We start from the raw sequence: 26,702 nt of genomic DNA on the forward strand, positions 1-26,702 counted from the left end.
CCTGGGACGCGGTGGTCCGGGCCGCCGCGGTCCGAACAGGCACGGTGGCGCCGGCGGGGCAGGGCTCAGACCGGCAGCCAGTCGATCCGGCCGATCAGGTACACCGCCCCCACGAAGGCCACGACGTCGATCACCGTGTGCGCCACCACCAGCGGCATCACCCGGCCGTAGCGCAGGTAGAACCAGCCGAACACCAGCCCCATGACCAGGTTGCCGAAGAACATCCCGACCCCCTGGTACAGGTGGTAGAAGGCGCGCAGCACCGAACTGGCCAGCACCGCCTTCCAGGGCGACCAGCCCGCCTGCCCCAGCCGGTGCAGCAGGTAGCCGACGACGATCACCTCCTCCAGGATCCCGTTCTTCAGCGCCTGGAGCAGCAGGACCGGTGTGTCCCACCAGTTGCCGTCCAACGTGCTCGGCACGATGGTGCGGGTCAGCCCGAGCTGCCAGGAGACCAGGTACACGACCAGTCCGCCGGCGCCGACCAGCGCGGCCAGGGCCACCCCGCTCCAGGTGTCGAAACCGGGTCTGCGCACGTCGAAGCCGATCGTGCGCGCCGACTCGCCGGTCCGGTGCAGCAGGTACACCACCAGCGCGACCGGAGCGAGCGCGAAGACCACCGCGTACAACTGGAAGGACAGGTCGAGCCAGGGGCGGTTCTCGGCGCGGGACCGGATGAGGCTGGCGGTCTGGTCGGCCATCGACTCGGGTGCGGTGAGCACGCCGAGGAAGGAGATGGTCGCCGACACCGCGGCGGCGCCCAGGGAGAGGGCGAGTACGCACAGCACCTCCCAGCGCAGCAGGGTGCGGTCGGGGAGGCGGTTCGGGGCTGCGGTCGCCGCGGGTGCGCCCCCGACGGGAGAAGGGGCCGATTCACGCGGGTCACCGTGGGTTCTGTCGCTCACCCGTCGAATCTATGCGCTGCCGACCAGGGCCGGGGCGGTGACCACGCGCCACCGCCCCGGGCTCGCGGACTAGTTGTCCTCGCCGCCGCCGAGGGCGTCGTCGACGCCTTCCTCGACGCCGTCCCTGACATCCTGTTCCAGGTCGTCGATGCCGTTCTCGATCTCCTCCTCGACGCCGTCCCTGACTTCCTGTTCGAGGTCGTCGGTGCCCTCACAGGCGGCGACGCCGAACACGGCGACCGCGGCGATCGCGCCCGAGGCCACTACGCGGCGGGTCGTGGCCAGAGTCGCCCTGCTGATGTCTTCGAGTTTCACGTCAGCTCCGTGTGGTCGGCGGGTGTACGCCCCGGGTCAGTCGGCTGGAGAGCCCCCGTGCCTCGCGACGACGGCCGGAGAGGCCTGGTGCGAGGCGGACTTGACTGTTTCGTTACCCGTTGCTGGAGACACCGTATACGCGCGTCGCACCGCCATGGACGGGGAGGCCGCGAATCGGAGGAAAAGCACACGGAAAAGCCGCCGGCCATGCGCGTGTGACACGGATCGCGCATGGCCGACGGCTAGGGGGCGAGGTCGTCCCGCCCCGCCCCAGCCACGAAAGCGGGGAGGGACGACCTCTGGGGAACGAAGACCAGGGTCAGTGAGCCGCTGAGAACTGGTCTTCTTCGGTGGAGCCGGTGAGGGCGGTGGTGCTGCCCTCGGGGGAGATGGTCGTGCTGATCGCGTCGAAGTAGCCGGTGCCGACCTCGCGCTGGTGGCGGGTGGCGGTGTAGCCGTCGGCCTCGGACGCGAACTCGGCCTCCTGGAGCTCGACGTAGGACGTCATGCCGTTCTTGGCGTAGCCCTTGGCCAGGTCGAACATCGAGTGGTTGAGCGAGTGGAAGCCGGCCAGGGTGATGAACTGGAACTTGTAGCCCATGTGGCCCAGCTCGCGCTGGAACTTCGCGATGGTCGCGTCGTCGAGGTGACGCTTCCAGTTGAAGGACGGCGAGCAGTTGTAGGCCAGCATCTGGTCCGGGTACTCGGCCTTGATGCGCTCGGCGAAGCTGCGGGCGACCTCCAGGTCCGGGGTCGCGGTCTCCATCCAGAGCAGGTCGGAGTGCGGGGCGTAGGCCAGGCCGCGGGCGACGCAGGCGTCGACACCGTTGCGGAAGCGGTAGAAGCCCTCGGCGGTGCGCTCACCGGTGGTGAAGGCCTGGTCGCGCTCGTCGATGTCGCTGGTGATCAGGGTCGCGGCCTGGGCGTCGGTCCGCGCGATGACCAGGGAGGGGACACCGGCGACGTCCGCGGCGAGGCGGGCGGCGTTCAGGGTCTTGACGTGCTGGCTGGTCGGGATGAGGACCTTGCCGCCCAGGTGGCCGCACTTCTTCTCGGAGGCGAGCTGGTCCTCCCAGTGGACGCCCGCGGCGCCCGAGGCGATCATGCCCTTCATGAGCTCGTAGGCGTTCAGGACGCCACCGAAGCCGGCCTCGGCGTCGGCCACGATCGGGGCCAGCCACTCGGGGGCGGTGTCGTCACCCTCGGACCAGGTGATCTGGTCGGCGCGCATGAGCGCGTTGTTGATGCGGCGGACGACGGCCGGGACCGAGTTGGCCGGGTAGAGGCTCTGGTCCGGGTAGGTGCTGCCGGAGAGGTTGGCGTCGGCCGCGACCTGCCACCCGGAGAGGTAGATGGCCTTCAGGCCGGCGCGGACCTGCTGGACCGCCTGGTTACCGGTCAGCGCGCCGAGGCTGTTGACGTAGTCCTCGGTGTGGAGCAGGTCCCACAGACGCTCGGCGCCCCGGCGGGCCAGAGTGTGCTCCTCGGTGACCGAACCGCGCAGCTTGACGACGTCGTCAGCGGAGTAGGTGCGCTCGATACCGGCCCACCGCGGGTTGGTCTCCCAGTCGCGCTGGAGTTCGGCGCTGGCTTCCTGACGTCGAGCGCTGGTGCTCATGTTCGTTCCCGCCTTACGTGTAGTCCCCAAGGTGTTCGCACCGGTCGAGGGAGGCCTTCCAGGGTCAGGGGGTGATCCCTGAGCGGTAAGTTCCCCGCCGGTAACTATGATTCTTAGCGAAGATCCAAGAGTTTTCCACTCAAAATCGTGTGAAGATCATCGATTCTTTCCGTAAGATGAAGCCATGGCGTACTTTGGTGCTGAAGAAATACCGTCTTTGACAGGTGACCTGGATCTCGTCACCTTTGGTCAGAGGCTCCGACACCTGCGCAAGACGCGCGGGATGACCCTGTCTGACCTGGGCGAACGCGTGGGGCGGGCGCCCTCGCAGCTCTCGCTGCTGGAGAACGGAAAACGTGAACCCAAGCTCTCCTTGCTCACGTCCCTTGCCTCCGCCCTCGGGGTGTCGATCGAGGAACTTCTGTCGAAACAGCCCCCGAGCCGTCGCGCGCAGCTGGAGATCTCGGTCGAGGAGGCCCAGCGGGACCCCCTCTACCAGGGCCTCAACCTCCCGCACCTGAAGGTGGGCAAGCGGGTCCCCAACGACGTCCTCGAACACATCGTGGGGCTCTACGACGAGCTCAAGCGGCGCCACGCCAAGCCCACCGCCACCCCGGAGGAGGCCCGCCGGGCCAACGCCGACCTGCGGCGGCAGATGCGCGAGCGCGGCAACTACTTCGAGAACATCGAGAGCGCGGCCGCCGAGACCCTGGCCGCGGTCAACTACACCGCCGGCCCCCTCTCCCAGGGGCAGATCCTCTCGATCGCCACCCACCACGGGTTCTCCCTGAAGTACGTACAGGACCTCCCCCGTTCGGTGCGCTCCCTGACCGACCACATCAACCGGCGCATCTACCTCAAGCGCGAGACCACGCTGGGCATGCACAGCCCGCGCACGATCCTGCTCCAGACCCTGGGCCACGTGATCCTCGGCCACGACCGGCCCCGCGACTTCGGCGACTTCCTGCGCCAGCGGGTGGAGGCCAACTACTTCGCGGCGGCCGTCCTCATCCCCGAGAGCACCGCCGTCACCTACCTCCAGGAGGCCAAGAAGGCCCGCGACCTGTCCGTGGAGGACCTGCGCGACGTCTACTCCGTCTCCTACGAGATGGCCGCGCACCGGTTCACCAACCTGGCCCACCGCCACCTGGACCTGGTCTGCCACTTCATCCGCAACGACGAGACCGGCATCATCTACAAGGCCTACGAGAACGACGGGCTGGTCTTCCCCACCGACGACACCGGCGCCATCGAGGGCCAGCGGATGTGCCGCCAGTGGTCTGGGCGCCAGGTCTTCCAGTCGCCGGACCGGTACTCGATCTACTACCAGTACACGGACAAGCCCAACGGGACCCACTGGTGCGTGGCGCACGTCGACCCCAGCCGGGAGCGCAACTTCGCCATCACCCTGGGCGTGCCCTACAAGGAGTCCCGCTGGTTCCGGGGGCGCGAGACCACCAACCGCACCAAGTCCAACTGCCCCAACGGGGAGTGCTGCGTGCGCCCGCCCGCGGAGCTGGCCACCCGCTGGGAGGGCAACGTGTGGCCCTCGGCCCGCGCCCACTCCCACGTGCTGTCGGCCCTGCCCTCCGGAACCTTCCCCGGCGTGGACGAACACGACGTCTACACGTTCCTGGACAACCACAGCCAGGACGGGTACGGCCAGGACTGAGCCGGCGGGCACCGCCCGGCTCCGGCGGGAATGGCGCGCCCGCCGGGGCCGGGGCGTTCAGCCCCGCAGTTCCCTGAGCGCCCGCGGGGTCAGGTCGGACAGTGACGGGTAGCCGTCCACCGCCATCAGCAGATCGGCCTCGGCCAGCATCGACCGCAGCACGTGTACCACCCCGTCCGCGCCGCCCAGCGCCAGTCCGTACACGTAGGGACGCCCCACGGCGACCGCGGTGGCTCCCAGCGCCAGCGCCTTGACCGCGTCCGAGCCCGACCGCACCCCGGAGTCGAAGACGACCGGCAGGTCCGTGGCGGCGGCCACGTCCGGCAGGCACTCCAGCGCCGGGATGCCCCCGTTGGCCTGCCTGCCCCCGTGGTTGGACACGTAGACGCCGTCCACGCCCCCGTCCGCGGCCCGACGCGCGTCATCGGGGTGGCAGATGCCCTTGACGAACAGCGGAAGGTCCGTCAACGACCGCAACCACGGAAGGTCCTCCCAGGTCAGCGGGTTTCCGAAGATGCCGGTCCAGTGCGCGACCACCTCCTCGGGGGAGGCGTTCGCCCCCACCCGCTCGCGGAAGACCGGGTCGGAGGTGTAGTTGGCCAGGCAGTGCCCGCGCAGCTGCGGGAAGTTCGCGGTGGCCAGGTCGCGCGGACGCCACCCGGTGATCCAGGTGTCCAGGGTGACGACGATCCCCCGGAACCCGGCCGCCTCGGCGCGCGAGACCAGGCTCGCCGCCAGTTCCCGGTCGGTGGGCGTGTACAGCTGGAAGAACCCGGGTGTGTCCCCGAACCGCGAGGCCACCTCCTCCATCGGTTCCTGCGACAGGGTGGAGGCGATCATCGGGACCCCGGTCCTGGCAGCCGCCTCGGCCGTGGCCAGATCGCCGTGCCCGTCCTGCGCGCACAGCCCCACCACCCCCACCGGAGCCATCATCAGCGGCGAGGGCAGCCGGACGCCGCACAGGTCCACGGAGGTGTCGCGTTCGGCCGCCCCCACGAACATCCGCGGGTACAGGCCCCAGCGTCGGAAGGCCGCGGCGTTGGCGTCCTGGGTGTGCTCGTCGCCCGCGCCTCCGGCCACGTAGGACCACACCCACGGCGGCAGTGTCCGGGCCGCCCGCTGCTCCAGCTCGGCGAAGGTCATCGGGTGGGAGGGAACGACGCCGGCGAGGCCGTTCAGGTAGATCTCCAGCTGGTAGTCGCCGTAGCGCGGTGCCATGAACGCCTCCGAGGAAGGGGGTGGGGATGTGAGCGGCATCATCCGAGCGGACGTGCTCGCGTGTCAATATCCGCTGGGTCCCGGAGCCGGGGCGAGCGCCCCCCGGGGCCTCGCAGCAGCGTCGCACCATGTGCTGGTCCCGTGGTCGCCGAGACGTCGATGCCCACTTCCACCGTGAAGCCCAAAACTGTTACCGTTGGTAACACGCATAGGCCGCCCCTCCGTCCCCCGGAGGGTTCGACAAAGGATGTAAGCGCATGAGTGAGGCCACCGCACCCGCCTTCAGCCTGGAACTGAGCGAGGACGTCCGCGACGTCCGGGACTGGGCCCACGGGTTCGCCAAGGACGTCATCCGCCCCGCCGGGGCCGAGTGGGACGAGCGCGAGGAGACCCCCTGGCCGATCATCCAGGAGGCCGCCAAGATCGGGCTGTACTCGCTCGACTTCTTCGCCAACCAGTGGCTGGAGCCGAGCGGCCTCGGTATCCCCGTCGCCTTCGAGGAGCTCTACTGGGGCGACCCGGGCATCGCCCTGTCCATCACCGGTACCGGTCTGGCCGCCGTCTCGGTCGCCTCCAACGGCACCCAGGAACAGCTCTTCGAGTGGGTGCCGCAGATGTTCGGCACCGCCGACGACGTCAAACTCGGCGCGTTCTGTTCCTCCGAGCCCAACGCCGGCTCCGACGTCTCCGCGATCAGGACCCGCGCCGTCTACGACCAGGCCAAGGACGAGTGGGTCCTCAACGGCGTCAAGACCTGGGCCACCAACGGCGGCATCGCCGACGTCCACGTCGTGGTCGCCTCGGTGGAACCCGAGTTCGGCTCCCGCGGCCAGGCCTCGTTCATCGTTCCGCCGAACACCCCGGGGTTGTCCCAGGGGCAGAAGTTCGCCAAGCACGGCATCCGCGCCTCGCACACCGCCGAGGTCGTCCTGGACGACGTCCGCGTCCCCGGCTCCTGCCTGCTGGGCGGCAAGGACAAACTCGACGAACGCCTCGCCCGCGCCCGCGAGGGCAAACGCTCCAAGGGCCAGGCCGCCATGAAGACCTTCGAGGCCTCCCGTCCGAGTGTCGGCGTCATGGCCGTGGGCACCGCCCGGGCCGCCTACGAGTACGCCCGTGACTACTCCACCCAGCGCGAGCAGTTCGGCAAGCCCATCGGTGACAACCAGGGCGTGGCCTTCCTGCTCGCCGACATGGCCACCCGCATCGACGCCGCCCGCCTGCTCGTGTGGCGCGCCGCCTGGATGGCCCGCAACGGCAAGGACTTCGCCAACGCCGAAGGCTCCATGAGCAAACTGTTCGCCTCCGAGACCGCCACCTTCGTCACCCAGAACGCCCTGCGCATCCTCGGCGGCAACGGCTACACCCGCGAGTACCCCGTCGAGCGCTGGCACCGCGACGCCACCATCTTCACGATCTTCGAGGGCGCCAGCGAGATCCAAAAACTCATCATCGGCCGCCAGATCACGGGCTTGCCGATCCGGTGACGTCGGCACGGTTCGGGTCGTATCTTTCGTGAGCGTCTTCCGTGCCTGTGCCGCACCGGCCGGCACAGGCACGGAGAGGGCGCGGGAACTGTGGAGGGTCGGACACGATGCGTGTCCGACCCCTGTCCCAGGCCCCTCCGCACCTGGTGTCCGAGGACCACTCACACGAGGCGGACCGGGCCGACCCCCGTGATCCGCGGGCCGGGGGTCGGGCCCGGCTGTTTCCGTCCCACTTCCCGGGACCAGCCCGGAGCGCCGCCCCGGGACGGGTTACCATCGCGGATGCCGGTTCCTGCGCCTGTCCGGCACGCCGGCCCTGCCCCGCTGCCCCGCCGCCCCACTCTCGTCCCCCACCTCCGGAGAGCTCAGTGCGGTTACCGCCCCCGTCCTCACCCCCGCCCGGATCGGACCGTTCCACGACCTTCCCCACCGGGGTTCCGGCCGGTTCCCGTACCGGCCCCGCCCGCCTCTTCGCCCGTGTGGCGGTCCTGACCCTCCTCCTCACCGCCTGCACCACCGGGGCGGAGGAACCGGACACGGAGCCCGCCCCCGAACAGAGCCCGGCGGAGGCCCGGGCCGAGGGTTTCGAGGAACCGGAGGACCCCTACGCCGTCACGGACCCCGAACTCGGCGAGCGGCTCCACCTGCCGGTCTACGACTACGTGCTCGACGGCTACGAGCAGTGGACCATCAGCCGGGCCGAGGACGTTCTGGTCGTGCGGTGCCTCAACGAACTCGGCTTCGAGGCCTCGGTCAACCCCGATACGGCGACCAGCGAGGAGACGCTCACCCATTTCGGCCCCCACCACGAGTACCGCCGCTACGGGATGGCCCGCGCGGACCTCGCCGAGGAGTACGGCTTCGAGGTGCCTCTGGACGACGACCTTCGGCGGGAGCCCTACCTCCTCGCCGAGGGCTCCGACCGGGAGGAGGCCCGCACGGTCGTCGACGGGTTCTCCCACACCGGTGACGAGATCGAAACACCCTCCGGCGCCCCGGTACCCGAGGGCGGCTGCCGCCACCAGGCCCGACTGCGAATCGACCCCGCGACCGCGGCCCCAGGCCCCGAGGGTTACGTCGATCTGGACGAGGGGGGCGAGCTTCCCGGGACGCACAGGCCGGCCGAGGAGATCCACAGCGAATCCTTCTTCGCCGTGGTGGACTCGCCCGAGGTCGGGGCAGCCGAAGCCGACTGGCGGGAGTGCGTTCGGGAGACCGGGTACGAGGGCGCCCCGCTGGGCGCCGGGGAAGGTTTGGGGCGCGACGACGCGCCCCTGTCCGCCGGGTGCATGGACACCTCCGGCTACCTCGACGTCTTCGTGGCACAGGAGCGCGCCTTCCAGGAACCGAAGGTCGAGGAGAACCGTGAGGCACTGGAGGAGCGGGCGGGAGAACTGCGCGAACAGGTGGAGACCGCCCGGGAGATTCTGGGCTGGTAGCCGGCCGTGTCCGGTGTCCCGGGTGCGGAAAGGCGAGGCCCCGCACGCAGGCCCCGCACGGCCCCGTGCGGCCGAAGCGCTGGGCGCCCTCCTCGACCGCTCCGTGGCCCAGATCGCCGAGGCGGCGGACACCTACGACCGGCCCACCATCCGGCGGACCGCGGACGTGTGGGACAACAACACCCTGCCGCTGTTCCGGGCGGCGGTGGCCCCCACCGCGCGGGCACGCGAACGGCGGGCCCGGGCCGCGCTGGTCTGGATGGCCGACTTCGGACCGGACCGGCGGAGATGGATGGCGGACCGGGCCCGGGAGAGCGGGTACACCCTGGACGGCCTACTGCCCCCGCAACCATCGCCGCACAGGCCGCGCCGCACGCGACAGCGCCGACCGTCGGCTGCGGAGCCGCCCGGCGGCACACTGGCCCCCGAGGCCTGGACGACCGCCCGACTGCTCATCGCGGCCATGCTGCGGATGCGGTCGCGACCCGCGGACACGGCTGACCGGGACTTGGTGCGCGCGCTCTGCCCCGCCCTGGCCGGGGCCGGCACGGCCGTCCTCGCCGCTGGGGCGCGGCGCGGCCACCGCTCACGTGAGAGGGCCTTCCGGGCACTCACCGAGGAATGGGTCCGACGGGGCGGCCCGGCGGCCGGGCCCTGGTTCTTTCGGACCCTCACCCGTCTGGGCCGTCCCGAACTGGCCCCGTCCTGAACACCCGCGCCGCAGAACCGGTCGGGGCGGCCGAAACCACCCACCCCGTTCCGACTACCCTGTGAGCCATGACACCAGGCAACGGCGCCCCCACCCTCACCATCCCGGCGGCCTTCAACGGCCCCGACGGCTCCGGCAACGGAGGCTACAGCGCAGGCCTGCTCGCCGGCCTGCTGACCACCCCGGGCGGTCCGGCCGTCCAGGTCACCCTGCGCACCCCGCCGCCGCTGGACCGGACGCTGACGGTGGAGGGCACCCCCGAGGAGGGGCTCCGGCTGGTCGACCCCACCGCCCAGGACAAGGCGCGCCTGGTCGCCGAAGCCGTCCGCACCGCCCCCTTCGACGAGGCCCCGATCCCCGGTGGCCCGGTCACCGTCGACGAGGCCGCCCAGGCCCGGAAGCGCTACGCGGGCCTGACCGACCACCCCTTCCCGCGCTGCTACAGCTGCGGCCCCGCACGCGCAGAGGGCGAGGGCCTGCGCCTGTTCGCGGGTTCGGTCCGCCCGGGCCGGGGACCCGACGGGGTCGGCAACACCGTCGCCTGCACGTGGGACGTCCTGGAAGCCGTGGATGGCGGCGACGGCAGGGCCGCACCAGCCCAGGTCTGGGCGGCGCTCGACTGCCCCGGTGGCTGGTCCAGCGACGTCTCCGGCCGCCCCATCGTCCTGGGCCGGATGAGCGCGCAGCTCCTGGAGTTGCCCGCGGTCGGCTCCACCCCGATCGTCATGGGCCACCTGGAATCCGTCGACGGCCGCAAGGTGCACACCGGCAGCGCCCTCTACGACGAGACGGGCCGCCTGCTCGCCCAGGCCCGCGCGACCTGGATCGCGCTCCGCTCCTGAGCCCGGAACCGCCGCACCGAACCCTCCGCTACGGTGAACCCTTGTGGCCTTCGAAAACACGCAGCAGACCGTGCCAGCCGACAACGGCGCCTCCGGCAAGCCCTCCGACGAAGCCCCGGCGCCCCGGCAGGGACGGAGCGGGCGCGGCCGCGACCCCCAACGGCGGCGGGCCATCCTGGACGCCGCCGACCGGGTGATCCAACGCGACGGCCCCGACGCCTCCATGCTGGCCATCGCCACCGAGGCGGGCATCAGCAAACCCATCCTCTACCGGCACTTCGGCGACAAGGGCGGCCTCTACCGCGCGCTGGCCCGACGCCACGTGGACCCGCTCATCGAGGCGATCCGCTCCGAGCTGTACCAGCACACCGACTTCGACGTGCGCGCCCGGGCCACGGTCGGCGCGTACCTGTCGATGATCTCGCAGAACCTCAACCTCTACCGGTTCCTCATGGACCGGGCCACCTCCGAGGACGTGCGCACCCGCAGCGACCTGGGCCTCATGGTGCGCCGTCTGGGCGAGGAGCTCGCCGACCTGCTGCTGACCGAACGCCGCATCCGGGGGCGCCTGCGCTCCCAGATCGCCGCGCACGCCGTCGTGGGCATGGTCCAGGCGGCGGGGGAGTGGTGGCTCGAACACCCGGAGGTGAGCGAGTCCGAGATCATCGACGACCTCACCGAGGCCGTCGTCGGCGCCATCCGCGGCAGCGGGACCTGACCGGGGCCGCCCGGCCGGAACCGGCGCGGGTCCGTACCGGCCCGGCGGAGAGCGGGCCCCGGGGCTTGACCTGGAGTGCACTCCAGGTCGCATGCTTGCCGGATGAGTGACTACTTCACACCCGGAGAGGTCGCCGAGCGTTTCGGCCTCACCCTGGACACCCTGCGCTACTACGAGAAGGCGGGCCTGCTCCGGCAGGTGGACCGCGCGCCCAGCGGCCACCGCCGCTACCGCACCGACGACGTCGAACTGCTTCACCTGGTCCGGTGCCTGCGGGACACCGACATGCCCATCGCACGGCTGCGGGACTTCGCCGAACTCGTCCGCGACGGTGACCACACCATCCCCGACCGTCTGGAGGTGCTGCAGAGCCACCAGCACCACCTCGACGCGCGCATCGCCGAACTGCGCGAGAGGCAGCACACCATTCAGCACAAGATCGACTACTACCTCGGTGTGCTCGCCGAGAACCCCACTCCCGCCGAGCAGCCCCTCCCCTCACCGGGTGCCGGGCCCGTCCCGGAGACGGCCTCCGCGGGGGAGGGCAGCTGATGCGTTACACCACCGTCAACGGCCGCACCGTCAGCGCCCTGTGCCTGGGCGCGATGAAGTTCGGCAGCACGACCGACGCCGCCACATCCGCGGCCCTGCTCGACCGCTTCGTCGAGGCCGGCGGCACCTTCGTGGACACCGCCGACTGCTACCAGTTCTGGGTGGAGGGCGGCCAGGGGCACGAGAGCGAGACCTTCCTCGGCCGCTGGCGGCGCGAACGCGGCGTCACCGACGAGATCGTCATCGCCACCAAGGTCGGCGCCCAGCCCACCGTCCCCGGAGCGGGCCTGGAGGCGCAGGAGGGGCTTTCGGCCGAGGTCGTGGCGACGGCCGCCGAGCGCAGCCGAGAACGGCTGGGCGTGGACGCCCTGGACCTGCTGTACGCCCACCGGGAGGACCCGGGGACACCCGTCGAGGAGACCGTCGGGGCCTTCGCCGAGCTCGTCGCCGAGGGGACCGTCCGGGAACTCGGCATCAGCAACCACCGCACCTGGCGGCTGGAGCGGGCCCGCGCCACCGCCCAGGCCAGGGGCTGGCCGCGGCCGCGGGTGCTCCAGTACCGCTACAGCTACCTTCAGCCCCGCCACGACGCACCCCTGGAGTCCACGGGCCACAGGCACCTGACCCCCGAACTCCTGGACTTCGTCCGCGCCGAGGGGGCCCAGGGCCGCGAGTACGCCCTGGTCGCCTACACACCCCTGCTGACCGGTGCCTACACCCGCCCCGACCGGCCACTGGAGTACGCCTATGACCACCCGGGCACCACCGCGCGCCTGGCCGCTCTGGACGGGGTGGCCGAGGAGAGCGGCGCCACCCGCAACCAGGTCGTCCTCGCCTGGTTGATGGACCACGAGCCGCAGATCATCCCGCTGGTCGGGGTCAGCACCACGGCCCAGCTCGACGAGGCGCTGGAAGCCACCGACCTCACCCTCACCGCCGAACAGCACGCCCGGCTCACCGCCGCGCACTGAACGACCTGCTCCCCGTGGCCCTGCCCGTTCCCGGGATCCTGCCCGTGCTCCGGCCCGCCGACGGTCCCGCCCCGGGGTCTCCGCCCCCGGGGGGAGCTCTCCCCGTGGACTCGCACCGACCTGTGGTACCCCTTTCTTCTCAAAGCTCGCAAACAACCGCATAACTCCGCTTTCACGGTTTCTTGACGCTTCCGGCGGATACCTTCCCTAGGAAGGCGCGCGGCCAGAAGGGGTCGCGCGCGCCGCAGGTCCGCGAACCAGTGAGAGTGGCCACGTGCACCGCGGATCCGTCAATCGTGGGAGGGGCACTTGCCCGAGAGCACATCGTTGGAAGCGGACCCCGGTGCCCACCATCAGATCCACTTCGCCTGGGCAGAACCCACCCTGCTCGGCCGCGTCGGTCCCGGACCGGCGGCGACCTCCCTCCCGCAACAGGACCAGCCGGTCCTGCGCTCCTGGCGCGACCGGCTGGTCCCCGCACTCACCGCGGACTACCGCGCCGCTCTGCCCGACACCGAACCGGCCGCCTACCCCGAGACCCTCTGGGCCCGCCACTACCCGGACGGCCAGAGCGCCCTCGTCTACCGCTGGCCCGGCGACGTCCACGAAGCCCACGCCTGGGCGATCGTCGGCCCCACCCGGGGGCTGACGTTCTCCCGGATCCTGGCCCTGCACGAGAACCCCAACACGCGCCCCGCCGCACGCAGACCCCCGACACCCGGCTGGGCCACCATGTCGGCCCTGCCCGCCCCCGAACCCTGGGAACGCACCGCGGCCCCCGGCGCCCTGCGCACCCGCGACCGCCGCGCCACCGAGACCCTGATCGACGACGAACCGATCCTCGTCGGAGCGCTCGCCCGCGCCCTCGAACGCCCGGACCGGCCCATCCACATCACCCTGGACCCCGACCGCGCCGACCTGTGGCAGGCCGTCCAGATGCGTTTCCTCTGGGGCGTGCACCGGACCCTGCACGAGGTCCTCACCCCGAGCGCCGCCCTCCCCGCCGCGGGATGGCACTGGTCCTTCTCCACCTACGACCCCCTCCTCGGCACCGAGGACGGACCCCATCTGGCCTTCGGGCCGCCCACCGGGAACCCGGCCCCGGGGTCCCCCTTCCTGTCGCCGACCCCGCTCGACCAGCTCAGGATCGCCGACGGGCTGGTCACCGTCCTGCGGGAGGAGGGCGGAGACGCGCTCGCCGAACACCTGCACTCCCGGGGCGTGCCGCGGGCCGCCACCTTCGCCGACCGCCGGGAACTGCTCCGCGACTGGTTCGACCCCAGACCCCGGCCCACGGCGGCTCCCCGCGTCGAGGCACCCGCACCGGTGGAGGACCTGCCCGGGCTCCCTGAGGATCTGCCCGCACTCCTGCGGGAACGGACACCGGGGCCGGAGGCCGGGAACGGACCGGAGCCCGAGGACGGGGTCGAGGACGCGGGGTTCGAGGACGGGGCCGGGAGCGTCCTGGCGGAGGCCCCCGACCCCTTCGCCGAGGACCAGCCCCAGGACACCTCCGCCCAGGAGGCCTGGAGCGAACCGGCCGGCGGCTTCCGGGGCGTGGGCGCACGCACCTTCCTGGGGGTGGCCAGGCGCAGCCCTCGGCAGGCATGCGACGAGGAGCCCTCGGAACCCGACGTGGCGGAATCCGGCGCCGCCACCGCAGGGACCCCACTGTCTCCCCGGCCCGGCACGAGTCACGAAACCCCGGAGCACCCCGAAACCCCCGAGCCTCCGCAGACCCACGACCCCCGCCCACCCGGAGACCCCGAGTCCCCGGCCCTCCTGCCGCAGACCCGCACCCCCGCCGACGCCCCGCCCCTCCCGGTCCTGGACACCATGGAGGAGGAGCCCTCCGACTACGCGACCGAGACCGAGCCCGACGTCGAGGAAGCAGTCGAGGATCCCGACGACAACTGGCCCACCCAGTACGTCGACCTCCCCCTCTCCCGCCTGGAACGGTGGCACGCCAAACGCGGCCCCGCGGGCGCCCACGAGGACGTCGTCGACGCCCGGGCGGCCGTGCGAGCCGAACGGGCCGAACTCCAACGGGTCCGCGCCGAACGCGACCACTACCACGCCGAGGTCCAGGAACTACGCAGGGAGATCGCTCGCTTGGACCAGTCCTGGATCGAAGCCGAATCCGCTGCCAACCCCGAGCGCGGACGCCGCTGGCCCCTGGTCCTCCTCGCCCTGGTCCTGCTCGCCGTGGTCTTCGCCGCGGGACTGGAGGTCGGCGCCCGCACCGGTCAGGGCGTTCTCGAACTCCTGGCCGGTCTGGCCCGCCCCCTCACCTCTTCCGGGTGAGGGCCGCTGTGCCCCGCCCCGGCCGCGCCCCCGTACGGGTGCGGCCGGGGACACGCCGGCCCCGACCCGGGCGTTGTGACCCCCGACCCACCGGGGCGCCCACATCCGCCATGACGGGCGGCAGCCACCGAAAACGCCCTAACCTGGTCCCATGACCGATTCTTCCCCGGCCCCCACCGCGGTTCCGCAGCCGTTGTGGGACACCGTCCGCGGCCTCGACCTGTCCGAGCAGCACCTGAAGGACCTGACCTCCTTCCCGGACGAGGCGGGCGAGATCCTCCTCGACGCGGTGGACGCGCTCCGCGAGCGGAACCCCAGCGCCGCACGGACCCTGGCCGAGGCCCTGCGCGAACACGCACCCCACGCCGGACACCGCCAGTTCGCGACCAACCAGCTCGCCGGGATGCTGCGCGCCGAAGGCCGGGACGCGGAGGCCGACCAGCTCCTGGAAGAGCTGACGGGCCCCGGGCTGGACCGGGGCGTGGCCCTCCTCCTCGCCGAGGACCTCGCCGCCCGGGGCGAGTACGACAAGGCCCTGCACTGCTACAACGTCGTCTGCCGGGGCATCCTCGCCCAGCCCCCGGAGACCGTCGCCGAACTCAACCGGCTCGGTCTGATGCCCCTGCTGGGTCGCGCCCGGATGCGTGAGCTGCTCGGTATGGCCCCGGACGCCCACGACCTGGCGACCCGCTCCACCGACGCCTACCTGCCCCCGGTGGAGAACCTCGCCGACCTGAGCGGCGACACCCCCGGCGGCAACGCCCCCGAGCGGTCCCGGCCCGCCGACTCCGCCGCCCGGCCCGGGCCCGGGCAGCGCTCCACCCCGCCGACCCCCGGACGCAACGAACCGTGCTCCTGCGGTTCGGGCCGCAAGTACAAGAAGTGCTGCGGCTCCCCACTGGCGCGCTGAACCGCACCGGCACGGCGCAGACCCCGAACCGCGGCTGGACGGTCACGAGTTCGATGAACCGGGAACCCGTTCGGTGGTTCGGGAGTCACAACCTCCGTCAGTGCGCACCCGGCGCACCGGGAGAAGAGGTGGCGGTTCGTGTTCGGAATCCTTCGGCCCTGTCGGCACAGCCTGTCCGAGGACCTGGCTCGGGAGTGGATGTCCCACATGTGCGGGCTGTGCCTGGCACTGCGCGACGAACACGGCCAGGCCTCCAGGGTCGCCACCAACTACGACGGCCTCGTGCTGTCGGTCCTGACCGCAGCCCAGTCCGAGGAGCACGCCGGTACCCGCACGGCCGGCCGATGCCCCCTGCGCGGTATGCGCGGGGCCCGGGTCGCCGACGGCTCCGGCGCGCACCTGGCCGCCGCGGTGTCACTCATGCTCGCTTCCGCCAAGATCAGCGACCACATCGAGGACGGGGACGGCCCCTACGCCCGCCCCGGTGTGCGCACCGTCGCCGGACGGGTGGCCGCTCGGTGGCGCAGCGGTGCACAGGCGTCCGGGAACAGGCTCGGCTTCGAGGGCGGCGCGCTGGTCTCCGTGGTCGACCGGCAGCGGGAGGCCGAACTCTCCGCCAGGGAGGGCACGGACGTGCTCACCGTGACCCGGCCGACCGAGGAGGCCACCGGCGAGGCCTTCGCGCACACCGCAGTTCTGGCCGGGGCCCCCGCCAACGTCGCACCCCTGCGCGAGGCGGGCCGCCTCTTCGGCCGTGTGGCACACCTGTTGGACGCCGTCGAGGACCGGGAGGAGGACCTGGCCAACGGTGCCTGGAACCCGCTCACCGTCACCGCCACCCCGACCGTCCGGGCCCGGGAGCTCTGCGAGGACGCCGTCCTCGGTGTCGAGCTGGCACTGCGGGAGACCGGGTTCGGTGACGACCGCCTGGTCCGGGTACTCCTGGTCCGGGAACTGCGGCGCGCCGTCGCCCGCACCTTCGCGCACGCCGGACACCCCGGCCCGCAACACGGCCCGGGTCCCGGCTGGGGACGTCACCAACCGCCCCACCACGGTTCACCACACCCCGGACACCAGGACGGCGGCGGTCACGGCGGACAGCACGGACCCGGCGGCCATGGCGGGGACCACGGCTCCGGCCGAGGCCGGAGCAAGGGAGGATGCTGCACCGCCTGCGCGTGCGACACCCCCGCCCTGCAGGAACCGCCCCGGAACCGGGGACTCCTGACGGGCTGCGCCACCGCACTGTTCATGTGCTGCACCTGTCAGTTCTGCTGCCGCGACCCCCACCCCGGGCCCTGGTCCGGCCAGCCCCGGGACTCCTGGTGCGGTGTCTGCGAATGCTGTACCTGCTGTAACTGCTGTGAGGTCTGTACCTGATGCGACTGACCGGGTTCCCCGGGGCACCGCGCTTCGGGGGAGCTCAGCGGTCGCAGCTCCGGCACCGGCGGGTGGCAGCCCGCTTGGTGTTGCCCCCGGTGGCCCGGAGAGGGGAAGTCATGCTGATCCGCTGCCACAGCTTCGGGTCCGGATAGTTGATCCAGCCCCAGTGCGGGGCCCTGACGTTCGAGTCGGCCTGGTGCGAGCAGCCGAGCCGGTGGGCCACGCCCCGCAGGGAGATGATGATCGCGTCACCGGAAGGGGACAGCCTCGTGGTGGAGAACGGGGTGCCCGTCCCACAGTTACCGATGTAGTCGCGGGGCAGCGCACAGGCGCAGCCCTCGCCGACGGGGAGTTCACAGAAATCGCAGCGCTTCATTCTCTTACTCTGCACCTACAGAGTGACGATTGTGCAACTTTTGGTGTTCAACGCGCCACGAATTTAAAGAACTCACCCGCGCGACCCCGCCCACCGCACCTCCGTACGCTGCGGGAGGACGAGCCGACACCGGCCGTGAACCCCGGTTCGGGGCAGGTTGGGTCTGCTGCCCGGATCCTCCTCCACCGGGGTGAGCAGTGCGGCGTGCACCAACCGCACCCTGTCGCGATCACGGCCGGTGGCCACCCGGTAGGCCACCGTTACCCTCGACCGGCCGATCCTGGTGAGCACCCCGGTGTACCGGTAGCGCCCGAACCGGAAACTCACCCGCTGGCCCACGTGCATTCTCCTGATCACCTCGCGCGACCGCGCCACCAGGGCACGGTGTTCCTCCCAGCGCCGTCGTACCTCCGCTGCCATTGCCTGACGGCACTCCTCCGCCAGGGCGTCCCGTGCCGCGCGTTGGGCGATCTGGCGTTCGCTCTCCTCGGCCAACCAGGGGAACCGCAGCCCGATCGCTTCGCGGGCGACCCGGTGTCGCGCTCTGCTCTGGTCAAGGTCGTAGTCGGTGCACTCGTGGCGCAGATAGTTGACGACCAGCCGTGGCGGCGGGACTGCGGTGCTGTCCGTGCCACGGTCCAGATCCAACTGCCGGGCGTGTTCCCGGGCGAGACGCTCCAGCCGGGCGGGGTTCGGATCGAGGGGGAAGAACGTGGTGATCATCGCGGCTCCCGGAGGGGTGGAACGGATGCCCTCCCATCATGAACCGCATCGGCGATCCCCGCTCAGAGCCTGTGGACAACCCGGGCCGGTCCTCCACAGCCCCGGCCCTTATGCCCGGGGGTCCCGACCGCGGGCCGGGCCCTCGTCCCGTCGTCCCGCGTACGTTCGACGAGGTGTCGGTCAGGCGGTGCGGTCAGCGACGGCCCCGGCCCGGAGATCCTCCAGAAGGAGGTCCGCGACCCTCTCCTCGTGGACGGCGGCCCCCTTCGCGAGGATGGTGGCGGCCAGATCCGGGTCCCAAGGCGCGGGGGTGACCCGTCCGGGCGCCGGGGTTTCATGGACCCGGGAGTGCGCCGCCAGGTAGTCGCCGGTCCCCATACGCCAGGGGAGGACACCGGCCACGGCCATGAGATGGGCGGTGATACGCAGTCCCTCCCCGTCGAAGTCCCCGTGGTAGCGCAGTTCGGCCCCGCCCTCGGAGAGCCTGCGCAACAGGGTGATCGCCGCACTGTTCGGCCAACCCGAGACACAGACCAGGGGAGGGCAGCGCGTGCCCAGGGCGCGTTGGGCGTGCGCGAGGATCGACGGGTTCTCCACCACGAACACCACGGGGCAGGGCTGCGACAGCGCCTCCCCGTCGGACAGTTGGTCAAGGGTGAGGACCGCGGCCCGCCCGGCGTCAGACCATGTCCGGAGGGTCACGGAAAGCGCGCGCTTCCCCCGTGGGCGCAAACCCAGAACCAACACGGAGGTGGAGTGGGCGTCGCAGTCCACTCCGAACCCGCTCCACAGCGCACGGCGCTCGCGTGCGTTCTCGGGGGCGTCGACATCGTGCAGGACGGCCAGAGCCCGCAGGACCAGTACGGGCAGCGCCTTGGTGCCGTCCAGGGCGTGCGGGTCCCCGGTCACCTCGGCGGCCAGAGTCGGCAGCGGGCGGCCGTCGGCCAGGGGAAGGGCGGCGAGAATCGCGAGAGCCTGCTCCAGACGGCGCCGAAGCACCTCCGTGTCCGCTCGGGGCGTCCGGTCGCCGCGGAGCAGGTCCACCCAGCGCGACAGCGCGGGCTGCTCGGTGACCACCGGGTGGGATCCCAACCACGTCCAGAGCCGCTCACGTTCGTCGGCGGCACGAGCCCGGTCGGCGGCCCGGTCGTCGATCGGGCCGACCAGTGCGCTCGCCACGGCACGGGCGTCCACTCCCAGCGGTGCCAGAGCGCCGTCCAACCGGTCCAGGCGCACCTTCACCCGCGGGCCCGGGTAGGAGGCGAGTCCCAGCAGGTCGGCCAGGGCCGCCTGTGACCTATCGTCCAGGTTCCGCACGGTCACCGAACGCACCGTGGCGCCGGAGGACAGCCGCTCGTGCACCGCTCGCCACAGTGGCATCAGCGGTCCCTCACCCAGGTGTTCCGGCACCTCGGGGGAACTCACTTCCTCTCCCCGGGCCCCGGTTCGGCCATCCCGTCGGCCTCCGCCTCGTCCTCCTCCAGGGCCGACCCGGTCCACACCCATCGCACGGTCGTCACCGCGTCGTCGTCCTCGCCCGGTTCCCCCGGAACCAGCTGGTGGATGGCGATACCGTCCAGCTCGGTGTAGGTGCACCACTCGTGGTCGCTGGTCAATACCAGATCCAGACCCAGGTCGACCATGAGCGCGAAGATCTGTCCCCGGTTGGTCGAGTCCACCCCCACGAACACCTCGTCCAACAGGATGAACCGGGGCGCCCCGGGGTCGGTGGCGTAGTGCGCCGCCACCGCCGCGAACAACGGCAGGTGCAACGCGATCGCCTTTTCCCCGCCGGAGAGCCCGCCGTGCTCGCGCCGGGTCAGCCGCTGCCAGCCCCTGCCGTCGTCGCGGTCCAGTTCCACGGTGAAACGGTGCCAGGAGGTGTAGTCCAGCACCTGGGTCAGGTGCTCCTCCCAACCCGCGGCCGAGTCCTCCGCGCGCACATCGTCGATCCGCGCTCGGAAGAAGTCGTGCAGAGCCTTCCGGTCGGCGTCCCCCAGGTTCCGCGGGTCACGTACGAGCAGTTCACGGGCCCGCTCGGTACCGGTCGGCGCGTCCGGGGCCACCACCCAGCGCAGCCGTACCGAGATCCGTGAGGCGGTCCGCACCCGGCTCAGACGCTCGTTCATCCCCTCCACCAGGCCGGTGGCCCGCCGTAGCCGTTCGGCCAGGTGGCGTCGGGTGTCCCCGGTCAACACCCGGTCGAACAGCTCACGTTCCTCCCCGGTGAGGTCGGCGGACCGGACCCGCTGCTCCTCGACCAGGGCCTCGTACAGGCCACGGGCCCCCACCCGTACCCCGTCGAGAAGTGCGCTGACCCGTTGGACCTCGCCGTCGGTCAGGAGTTCCAGGTAGGTCCGCCGGGCCAGGGTGTCCCGGGCGTCGTGCATGGCTTCGGCCACCTTGGCCCGCGCCCCGCTGATCCGCTCGGGGGAGTGGTCGGTCCGTGAGGATGTGGCCGCGACCGCCCTCGCCGCATCCAGGGCACCCCGCACCGTCGACACGTCGGCTACGGGTGGCTCCAGCCCCGAGTCCGCCAACAGGGAGGTGTCCAGCAGTCCCCGGAACCGGTCGGCCGAGGCGTCGCGGGCCACCACCGCGGCGGTACCCCGCTCCTCCCACACCCGCACGTCGGCGAGCAGCTCACCGTGTCGCCCCTGGGACACACGCTGCTCGGAGCGGACCGACCCCAGCGTGTCGCGCAGCTCCTTCAGCCTGCGCTCACCCCGGGCGATGCGCTCCTGGACCCTGCGGTGCTCCACCCCCACGGTGGCGTCCATCGCGGACAGGCGTGCGTTCAGCTCCCTGGCGACCCGCGCGGACTCCGTGGCCGCCCGCGCGGCCAGAACGGCCTCCTCCTCGGCCACCGCGGCGGTCTCCTGGGCCTGGCCCCGCCTGCCGACTGCCTCGAACAGCTCCACCTGCCCGTCCAACCAGGTCTCCACGGCCTCACCCAGGGAACCCAGCGCCGACCGTGCGATCTTGAGGGCCTCCCCGTCCGCGGGCAGCCGGTGCCGTGCGGCCAGCGCCCGCAGCTCCCGTTCGGCCGCCGCCACCAGGGGTTCGTGTCCGGCCAGGCGTTCACGTTGCCGCTCCAGCGTTCCGCGCCGGTGGGACACCAGGTCCTGGGCCGAACGCAGTCCACGGGCCGTGCTCCGTGTCGAGGCGTCGGAGGGCAGGGCGGCGACCTCGGCGTCGAGCCGCCGACGCCGCTCGGCCAGGGCCCGGTCCTCCTCGGCCGCGCTTGCCAGGGCATCGTCGATCTCCGCCAGCCGGACGTTGAGCCCGGCGATCAACCGGGCACGGTTGCGTTTCCGCGCCTGCTCCCCGATATGCGCGGGCAGCTCCTTGCCCCACTGGCCGTGCAGGTGACCGAGTCGCCAACGGCCGTCGGCACCCGCCATGACCGGGGCGTCCGGGGCCGATCCCAGTGCCCCGCCCCGGGCACCGGTGTCGTGTTCCGGCACGCGCGCACCCCCGCCCGTGTAGGCGATCCCAGCCAACACCGCGCGCACGTGTTCGGCCGGGACCGCTGCATCCTCCTCCACGATTAGTACGTCGGCCAGGCTGGGTCCGGCCACCGGTCGTACCCGTGCGTCCAGGGCCGTGTCACCGGCCACGCCGGACACCGAGCCGTCGGGCGTCAGCCAGGCGTCCAGCAGACCGGAGGCCTCCAACGCGGCCTCCACCCCGGCGCGGGCGGCTTCGGGGAGCCCGTCGGCGAAGGCCACCAGTCGCCACAGCGGGGCGCCGGGGAGCACCGACCGGTCAGCGGTACGGGTGTGCGGAACCGGCGGGTCGACCACGGCCACCGCCTCCAGCGCCGCGATTCGGTCCGCCACTCCGGCCCGCTCTTCGAGAAGGTGCTCGGTGCGCTGCCGGACCCGCTGGCGCAGAGCCGCCAACCCCTCGCCGGCACGCTGCCGGGCGGCGGCCACCTCCGCGTGGGGCCCGTCTCCCGTCTCCTGGTCGATCCCCTCGACCAGTTCCTCCGGGTCTGCCGGGGTTAGTTCGGCGCACTCACGCGCCCACGCCACCAGAGCCTCGGCCAGGTCCGCCAACCGGGTCTCGTGAGCGGCCTCGGACCTGGCCTCGTCCTCCTCGGCCGTGTCGAGTTCCTCCGTCAGAACCCCCAGGTCCGCCTCCAGCTCCTCCCGGCGCCGCAGCAGTCCTCGGAGGCTGTCCAACGAGGTGTGCACCGCACGGATCAGTTCCCCCCGATGGGAGACGGCCGCGCGCAGCAGACGCCGGGCCTGCTGAACCCCGTCACGCCCCTGGGCCGTCAGGACCTGCTCGGCCTCTTCGAACAACCCGACCAGATCCGAACGCTGGGCCGCGCGTTCGACACCGGCCCGGACCCCGGCTGCGCCCCGTTCGGCCCGCGCCACCGCCTCGGCACTCTCCGCGGCCAACCGGTCGGACCGCTCCGCCAACGCCCGGCGTCGCTCTGCCTCCGCGACGAGCCTGCTCTCCTCGTCCGTGGCCGTCCCGGCCCGCTCCCGCAGGATCTCGATCCCGTTCCCGGCCCGGTAGGCCTCGCTGTCCCTGAGCCCCCGCAGCTCACCGGAGACCGTTTCGGACAGTTCCTCCAGCTCCTGCTCCCTCCCGTCCAGGCGGGTGAGTTCCGCCGTGAGGGCCTCCACCCGGGTTCGGGCCTCGCGGAGGTTCTCGTTGCACTGCCCCATCTCCACGGCGGCGGTGGTGAGATCCGCCGCGGCACCGCGCAGCACTCGCGAGGCGTACACGCGCTGGCGGTCGGCCAGGGCCTTGGCCGCGTCGACCTCCCCGGCGAGGTCCCCGAGCTGCTCCCGGTGCCGGTCCAGGCGCTCGAACCCGCCCGCGATGTCGGCCAGTTCCCCCCGTCCCAGCGGGGGCAGGGCGCTGGAGAGCAGGGAGGACAGCAACCCCGGGTCCAACCGCTCGGAGAGTTTGGGGGTGCGCAACTGCAACAGCGCGGTGATGAGCGCGTCGTAGCGGGCCTGGTCCAGGCGGGGGTAGAGCAACCCGCGGACCGCGGCCCGGTACTCCTTCGGGCCGGTGTGGACCGTTCCGTGCCCGGGTTCGGCGACCGCGGCCTTGAGCTGTTTGACCGTCAGCGGTTGCTTCTCGGGGGTGAGCAGGGACAACTCTTCGCCCACACGCGCGGTCGAGGTGAAGTAGGTGGGGGTCACGGAGGAGACGTCCCGGGTGGCCTGGAGCCGGGCCCCCAGGGTGAGGTGCTCGGTGCCCTCGGCGGTGGGGCGTTCGAACTCCAGCCACACGTATCCCACCCGGGTGGCCCCCGGGTAGCCGTGCCCGATCATGTTCCAGTGCATGGCCCGCTCGTTGCCGCCGAAGGTCGACAACCGGTGGGCGCGCAGGCTCGCGTCCAACAGGAACGGCAGCAGCAACTCCAGGGCCTTGGACTTCCCGGTCCCGTTGCGGCCACGCAACAACAGCCGTCCCCGGTGGAAGGTGAAGACCTCCTGGTAGTAACGCCAGACATTGAGAATGCCGGCGCGAACCGGACGCCACCGGTCGGACGTGCGCTCCACCGGGACCTGGGTCATGCCCGTCCACCTTCCTGGCTCTGTGCCTGTTCTCCGAAGTCGGCGCGGTCCACGGCGTAGCGGTGGGCCGCGGGCAACGCCCGATAACACGGTTCGTCCCGGGGCGCGGGCCTGGCCCCGTCGGCAGGACCCGCAGGGCCCCCGTCCACTACTTCCCCGAGCAGCGCCTCTCTGGCCAGGCCGTGCCCGACCAGAACCCCGAGAGCGGCCCTGGCCAGCTGAAGAGCCCCGCCCTCACCGCGAAAACTCCGCGCCCAGGAGGGCCTTCGGGCCAACAACCCCTCCACCTCACCGGTCAGAGCACTCAGGGGCAGCGGGCCGGCTGTAGCCAACAAGACGTCGAGCAGCAACAGGGCGGTCTGTTTCACGTTGCCCTCACCCGGGAACACGTCCTCGGTGGCGTGCGCCCCGGCATCCACCAGAAGGTAGCCCTCGGCCCGCTCCTCCAACCGGAACCCCGCCTCCTCCGCGGCCCGGCGCAACAGGCCCCTTCCGGTCAGGGTCGCCGCGTACTCCGCCTCGTCCGTGCTCAGGTCCGCCGTGTACACCACGGGGTCGTCCAACAGGCGCCGCATCAGTGAGTGCCGGGCACGCAACAGGCGCTGGTTGCGGGTGGGGCCGCCGCCCGGGCTCGGATCGGCGTCAGCGGAATCATCCACGCGGGGGCCGTACCGTTCCTCGGCCAGCAACTCCGAAAGATCGGGACGGGGCCCGCCCAGCCGGGAGGGCGGTACCGGGGTACTGAGCAGCCGGGCCAGCCGAGCGGTGTCGGCGCGGTAGAGCACCATCGCGTCCGCCCCCGCCAGATAGGACTCGGTACTGCCGTCCACAGCGGTCAGAGCCCCGTAGTCCTCCAACAGGAGCAGTGCGTCCACCAACGCGGCCCGTTCCGCCCGCACCGAGGAGTCGAACTCGGCGATGCCCTCCTCCACGGCGCACGTGTGCGCCACTCGTTGGGCCAGCAGACCGACGGTGGTTCGACTCAACACGGTCAACTCCGCCGCGGCCAGGAAGAACAGCGTGTAACGCCGCCGGTCGAAGGGGGCAGCCGTCCCGCGTACACGACGCGCGGGGCGCGGCACCGCCACGTGGGAGTCGGTGGCACGCACCTTGGCCAACCGGGCGTAACCCTGCCGGGGTTCCACGGTCAACGCCCAACCGCAGAAGTAGTCGAACCAGGCGGTCAACTCGGTACGCCTGCGTCGCACCGCGGTGAAGGCGGCCTCGTCCCGCTCCCTTGTCAGCAGCGGGGAGGCCAGCATCGCCTGGATGCCCGACGCCATCTCGTCCCTGGCCTGCCTCACCTCACGGTTGGTGTCACGGGCCGAAAGACGGCCACTCATCCGATCCCCCGCCCCTGATCCGTGCCCTCGCAGCCGGCGGCCCCGGGCGTGCTGATCGCCACCACGTGGTCCGGTCCGCTGAACACCCCGCGCGGTGTCCGCAGGACCGCCTCACGCCGATCCGGTGGCGGACCCAGCACGATCTCCATCCGCCCGTCCGCGGTCAGGGCGCGTCGGGTGCCGTCTCCGAGCGCCGGTTCGGACAGCGCCTGCCCGAGCAGGGACAACAGGTGCTCGAACAGGTCGTGCTCCAGTTCCCCGAACGAGGACAGTCGAACCGGACCGTCGGTGGCCAGTCTCCCCAGCGCCCGCTCCGCCTCGGCCCGCTGGACCAGGGCCTTCTCCCTCCGGCGCCGTGCCGTCTCTGCGACGTCGCGCACCCGCGCGGTCCGGGCGACCCTCCCCGAACGCCCCGAGGAGCGCAGGTTGGCCGACACCGGAACCGGATCGGCCTTCGCCCACGGCGTTCCCGGAGCGATCAGTTCACCGTCCGTGTGCCCGAGCACCGCGTGCCGGGCGGGGGAGAGTCCGGTCAGCGCCGACCACAGCACGTGCGACTCCTCGCCCGATCCCGCAGCCGCACACCACCGGGCCGCCGTACGCAGGTCCTCGGCCGTACTGGAGGCCCGGCGCCGCGACTCGGTGATCCGCTCCAGCGTCTCCAACAGCGAACCGATGGCCCGCCGGGCCACCTCGTGCAGTCGGCGTACCCCCTCCTGGCCGTCCTCCGTGGGCGCGAACCACAACCGCAGCCCGGACCACTTGGTACGGCGGCCCGCCAACCAGTCCTCGCGGACCCGTCCGGTCGCGCTCGGCGGCAGGTTCGCCCCGGCCAGGGCCCGGCTCAGCAGCCCCTCCACACCCCGGCCCTCCACCCGCGCCAACGCGTCGGCGATGGTGCGGGCGCGCTCCTCCAGGTTGTCGACGAACGCGTCCAGGTAACCCACGGTCGCCCGTTTGACCTCGTGGAAGGTGTCCAGATCGGCTCCGCCCGAACGCAGCAGCCGCTGGAGTTCGTTGTTGAACCGTTTGGTGTTGTCCCGCAGCGAGTCCAGATGCCCCTCCAGCTCCTGCAGGGTGGTGAACACCCGGCTGTCCTGCGCGGGGTCGTCGGCGCCCATCAGTGTGTGCAGCCCGTCCAGGCGGTCGGCGATGGCGTCCAGCACCGCCGTCTGCAGGGCGCCCCGCTCCTTCAACCGTTCCAGCACCAGACGGACCCCCGCGAACTCGGCCTCGCCCCGAGCGGTCAGTGTGTACTGGACGTTCTTGCGTTCGAACTCGGCGGCGGTGGCGTAGGCCGCGGTGTAGCTCTGGGAGGAATCCAGGAGGCCGATCGACTCCAGGTGCCGCAGCGCGGTCTCCACCTCCGACTCCTCCACCGGCTCGGTGAACCCGGTCCCGGCCAGCCGACCGTGGACCTGCTCCAGAGGCAGCGCCGTCTCCAACCGTTCGTTGGCGTCGTTGAACACGTGCAGGACCGCGAAGTACAGGTCACGGCGGCTACCGGAGGTGAAGTCGAAGATCCGGGCCGGAAGCCGCTCGAAACCGTGCACCCCGAGACCCCCCGTAGTCCGCTCCACCTCGCGCGCCCACGCTACCGGGCCGCCCCGGGTACACGTGGACACACGAACCGCCCACCTCCGGGGCGATGGGACACGGCGTTGCGGC

The 26,702-nt window shown here is 71.9% G+C and carries 21 protein-coding genes; 11 read left to right on the forward strand and 10 right to left on the reverse strand.

All coding sequences use genetic code 11. From position 1 onward, the window contains the following. Positions 1 to 65 precede the first annotated feature (65 nt). The 3 genes from ACUKCB_RS03835 to aceA all read right to left on the reverse strand — a co-directional run bounded on the left by ACUKCB_RS03835 (position 66) and on the right by aceA (position 2,838). Entirely contained in the window at positions 66 to 905 is an 840-nt protein-coding gene (locus ACUKCB_RS03835) for a CPBP family intramembrane glutamic endopeptidase (protein WP_473039065.1), read from the reverse strand. A 69-nt stretch (positions 906 to 974) separates the two neighbouring features. After that, positions 975 to 1,220: a hypothetical protein gene (locus tag ACUKCB_RS03840; RefSeq protein WP_473039066.1), complete on the reverse strand. Its 246-nt coding sequence runs from the start codon at positions 1,218 to 1,220 to the stop codon at positions 975 to 977. 319 nt (positions 1,221 to 1,539) lie between these two features. After that, entirely contained in the window at positions 1,540 to 2,838 is a 1,299-nt protein-coding gene (gene aceA / locus ACUKCB_RS03845; protein ID WP_191271940.1) for an isocitrate lyase, read from the reverse strand. Positions 2,839 to 3,055: 217 nt separating this feature from the next. Between aceA and ACUKCB_RS03850 the strand changes: the two genes are divergently transcribed. After that, complete coding sequence (locus ACUKCB_RS03850; protein ID WP_452542079.1) at positions 3,056 to 4,510, forward strand: helix-turn-helix domain-containing protein; 1,455 nt, start codon at positions 3,056 to 3,058, stop codon at positions 4,508 to 4,510. A gap of 57 nt (positions 4,511 to 4,567) precedes the next feature. Here the strand turns inward: ACUKCB_RS03850 and ACUKCB_RS03855 are convergent, their stop codons facing one another. Next, a complete protein-coding gene (locus ACUKCB_RS03855) occupies positions 4,568 to 5,728 on the reverse strand; it encodes an alpha-hydroxy-acid oxidizing protein (RefSeq protein ID WP_473039067.1) in 1,161 nt (386 codons plus the stop codon). Positions 5,729 to 5,985: 257 nt separating this feature from the next. On the opposite strand from ACUKCB_RS03855, the gene ACUKCB_RS03860 reads away from it, so the two are divergent. The 10 genes from ACUKCB_RS03860 to ACUKCB_RS03905 all read left to right on the forward strand — a co-directional run bounded on the left by ACUKCB_RS03860 (position 5,986) and on the right by ACUKCB_RS03905 (position 17,040). Beyond that, complete coding sequence (locus tag ACUKCB_RS03860) at positions 5,986 to 7,215, forward strand: acyl-CoA dehydrogenase family protein (protein ID WP_473039068.1); 1,230 nt, start codon at positions 5,986 to 5,988, stop codon at positions 7,213 to 7,215. A 479-nt stretch (positions 7,216 to 7,694) separates the two neighbouring features. Beyond that, positions 7,695 to 8,654 carry a hypothetical protein gene (locus tag ACUKCB_RS03865; protein WP_473039069.1) on the forward strand — a complete coding sequence of 320 codons (960 nt, stop codon included), beginning with the start codon at positions 7,695 to 7,697 and terminating at the stop codon, positions 8,652 to 8,654. 22 nt (positions 8,655 to 8,676) lie between these two features. After that, positions 8,677 to 9,363, forward strand: a complete 687-nt coding sequence (locus ACUKCB_RS03870; protein ID WP_473039070.1) for a hypothetical protein — start codon at positions 8,677 to 8,679, stop codon at positions 9,361 to 9,363. Positions 9,364 to 9,431: 68 nt separating this feature from the next. Further along, entirely contained in the window at positions 9,432 to 10,205 is a 774-nt protein-coding gene (locus tag ACUKCB_RS03875; protein WP_473039072.1) for a hypothetical protein, read from the forward strand. 43 nt (positions 10,206 to 10,248) lie between these two features. After that, a complete protein-coding gene (locus ACUKCB_RS03880) occupies positions 10,249 to 10,923 on the forward strand; it encodes a TetR/AcrR family transcriptional regulator (protein ID WP_473039073.1) in 675 nt (224 codons plus the stop codon). Between the two features lie 102 nt (positions 10,924 to 11,025). Further along, the gene (locus ACUKCB_RS03885) at positions 11,026 to 11,475 is read left to right on the forward strand and encodes a MerR family transcriptional regulator (RefSeq protein WP_473039075.1); all 450 of its coding nucleotides are present in this window, start codon (positions 11,026 to 11,028) and stop codon (positions 11,473 to 11,475) included. Continuing rightward, positions 11,475 to 12,446 carry an aldo/keto reductase gene (locus tag ACUKCB_RS03890; RefSeq protein WP_473039076.1) on the forward strand — a complete coding sequence of 324 codons (972 nt, stop codon included), beginning with the start codon at positions 11,475 to 11,477 and terminating at the stop codon, positions 12,444 to 12,446. The genes ACUKCB_RS03885 and ACUKCB_RS03890 overlap by 1 nt, the downstream gene beginning before the upstream one ends. A gap of 309 nt (positions 12,447 to 12,755) precedes the next feature. After that, positions 12,756 to 14,750, forward strand: a complete 1,995-nt coding sequence (locus ACUKCB_RS03895; RefSeq protein WP_473039077.1) for a hypothetical protein — start codon at positions 12,756 to 12,758, stop codon at positions 14,748 to 14,750. Between the two features lie 151 nt (positions 14,751 to 14,901). Beyond that, a complete protein-coding gene (locus tag ACUKCB_RS03900) occupies positions 14,902 to 15,660 on the forward strand; it encodes an SEC-C metal-binding domain-containing protein (RefSeq protein WP_473039079.1) in 759 nt (252 codons plus the stop codon). A gap of 138 nt (positions 15,661 to 15,798) precedes the next feature. After that, positions 15,799 to 17,040: a DUF5685 family protein gene (locus tag ACUKCB_RS03905; protein WP_473039080.1), complete on the forward strand. Its 1,242-nt coding sequence runs from the start codon at positions 15,799 to 15,801 to the stop codon at positions 17,038 to 17,040. 43 nt (positions 17,041 to 17,083) lie between these two features. Here ACUKCB_RS03905 and ACUKCB_RS03910 read toward each other — a convergent pair whose 3' ends face one another. The 6 genes from ACUKCB_RS03910 to ACUKCB_RS03935 form a co-directional block, all read right to left on the reverse strand. Beyond that, positions 17,084 to 17,419 carry a hypothetical protein gene (locus ACUKCB_RS03910; RefSeq protein WP_191271906.1) on the reverse strand — a complete coding sequence of 112 codons (336 nt, stop codon included), beginning with the start codon at positions 17,417 to 17,419 and terminating at the stop codon, positions 17,084 to 17,086. Positions 17,420 to 17,491: 72 nt separating this feature from the next. Next, positions 17,492 to 18,142, reverse strand: coding sequence for a hypothetical protein (locus ACUKCB_RS03915; protein ID WP_473039081.1), 651 nt, complete (start codon positions 18,140 to 18,142; stop codon positions 17,492 to 17,494). Between the two features lie 180 nt (positions 18,143 to 18,322). Beyond that, complete coding sequence (locus tag ACUKCB_RS03920; protein WP_473039082.1) at positions 18,323 to 19,567, reverse strand: TIGR02679 family protein; 1,245 nt, start codon at positions 19,565 to 19,567, stop codon at positions 18,323 to 18,325. Continuing rightward, positions 19,564 to 23,691: a TIGR02680 family protein gene (locus tag ACUKCB_RS03925; RefSeq protein ID WP_473039083.1), complete on the reverse strand. Its 4,128-nt coding sequence runs from the start codon at positions 23,689 to 23,691 to the stop codon at positions 19,564 to 19,566. Before ACUKCB_RS03925 ends, ACUKCB_RS03920 begins: the two co-directional genes overlap by 4 nt. Then, positions 23,688 to 25,034, reverse strand: a complete 1,347-nt coding sequence (locus tag ACUKCB_RS03930; RefSeq protein WP_473039084.1) for a TIGR02678 family protein — start codon at positions 25,032 to 25,034, stop codon at positions 23,688 to 23,690. The genes ACUKCB_RS03925 and ACUKCB_RS03930 overlap by 4 nt, the downstream gene beginning before the upstream one ends. After that, a complete protein-coding gene (locus ACUKCB_RS03935) occupies positions 25,031 to 26,587 on the reverse strand; it encodes a TIGR02677 family protein (RefSeq protein ID WP_473039085.1) in 1,557 nt (518 codons plus the stop codon). Before ACUKCB_RS03935 ends, ACUKCB_RS03930 begins: the two co-directional genes overlap by 4 nt. Between the last annotated feature and the right edge of the window lie 115 nt (positions 26,588 to 26,702).

This window comes from Nocardiopsis moroccensis, from assembly GCF_055763695.1.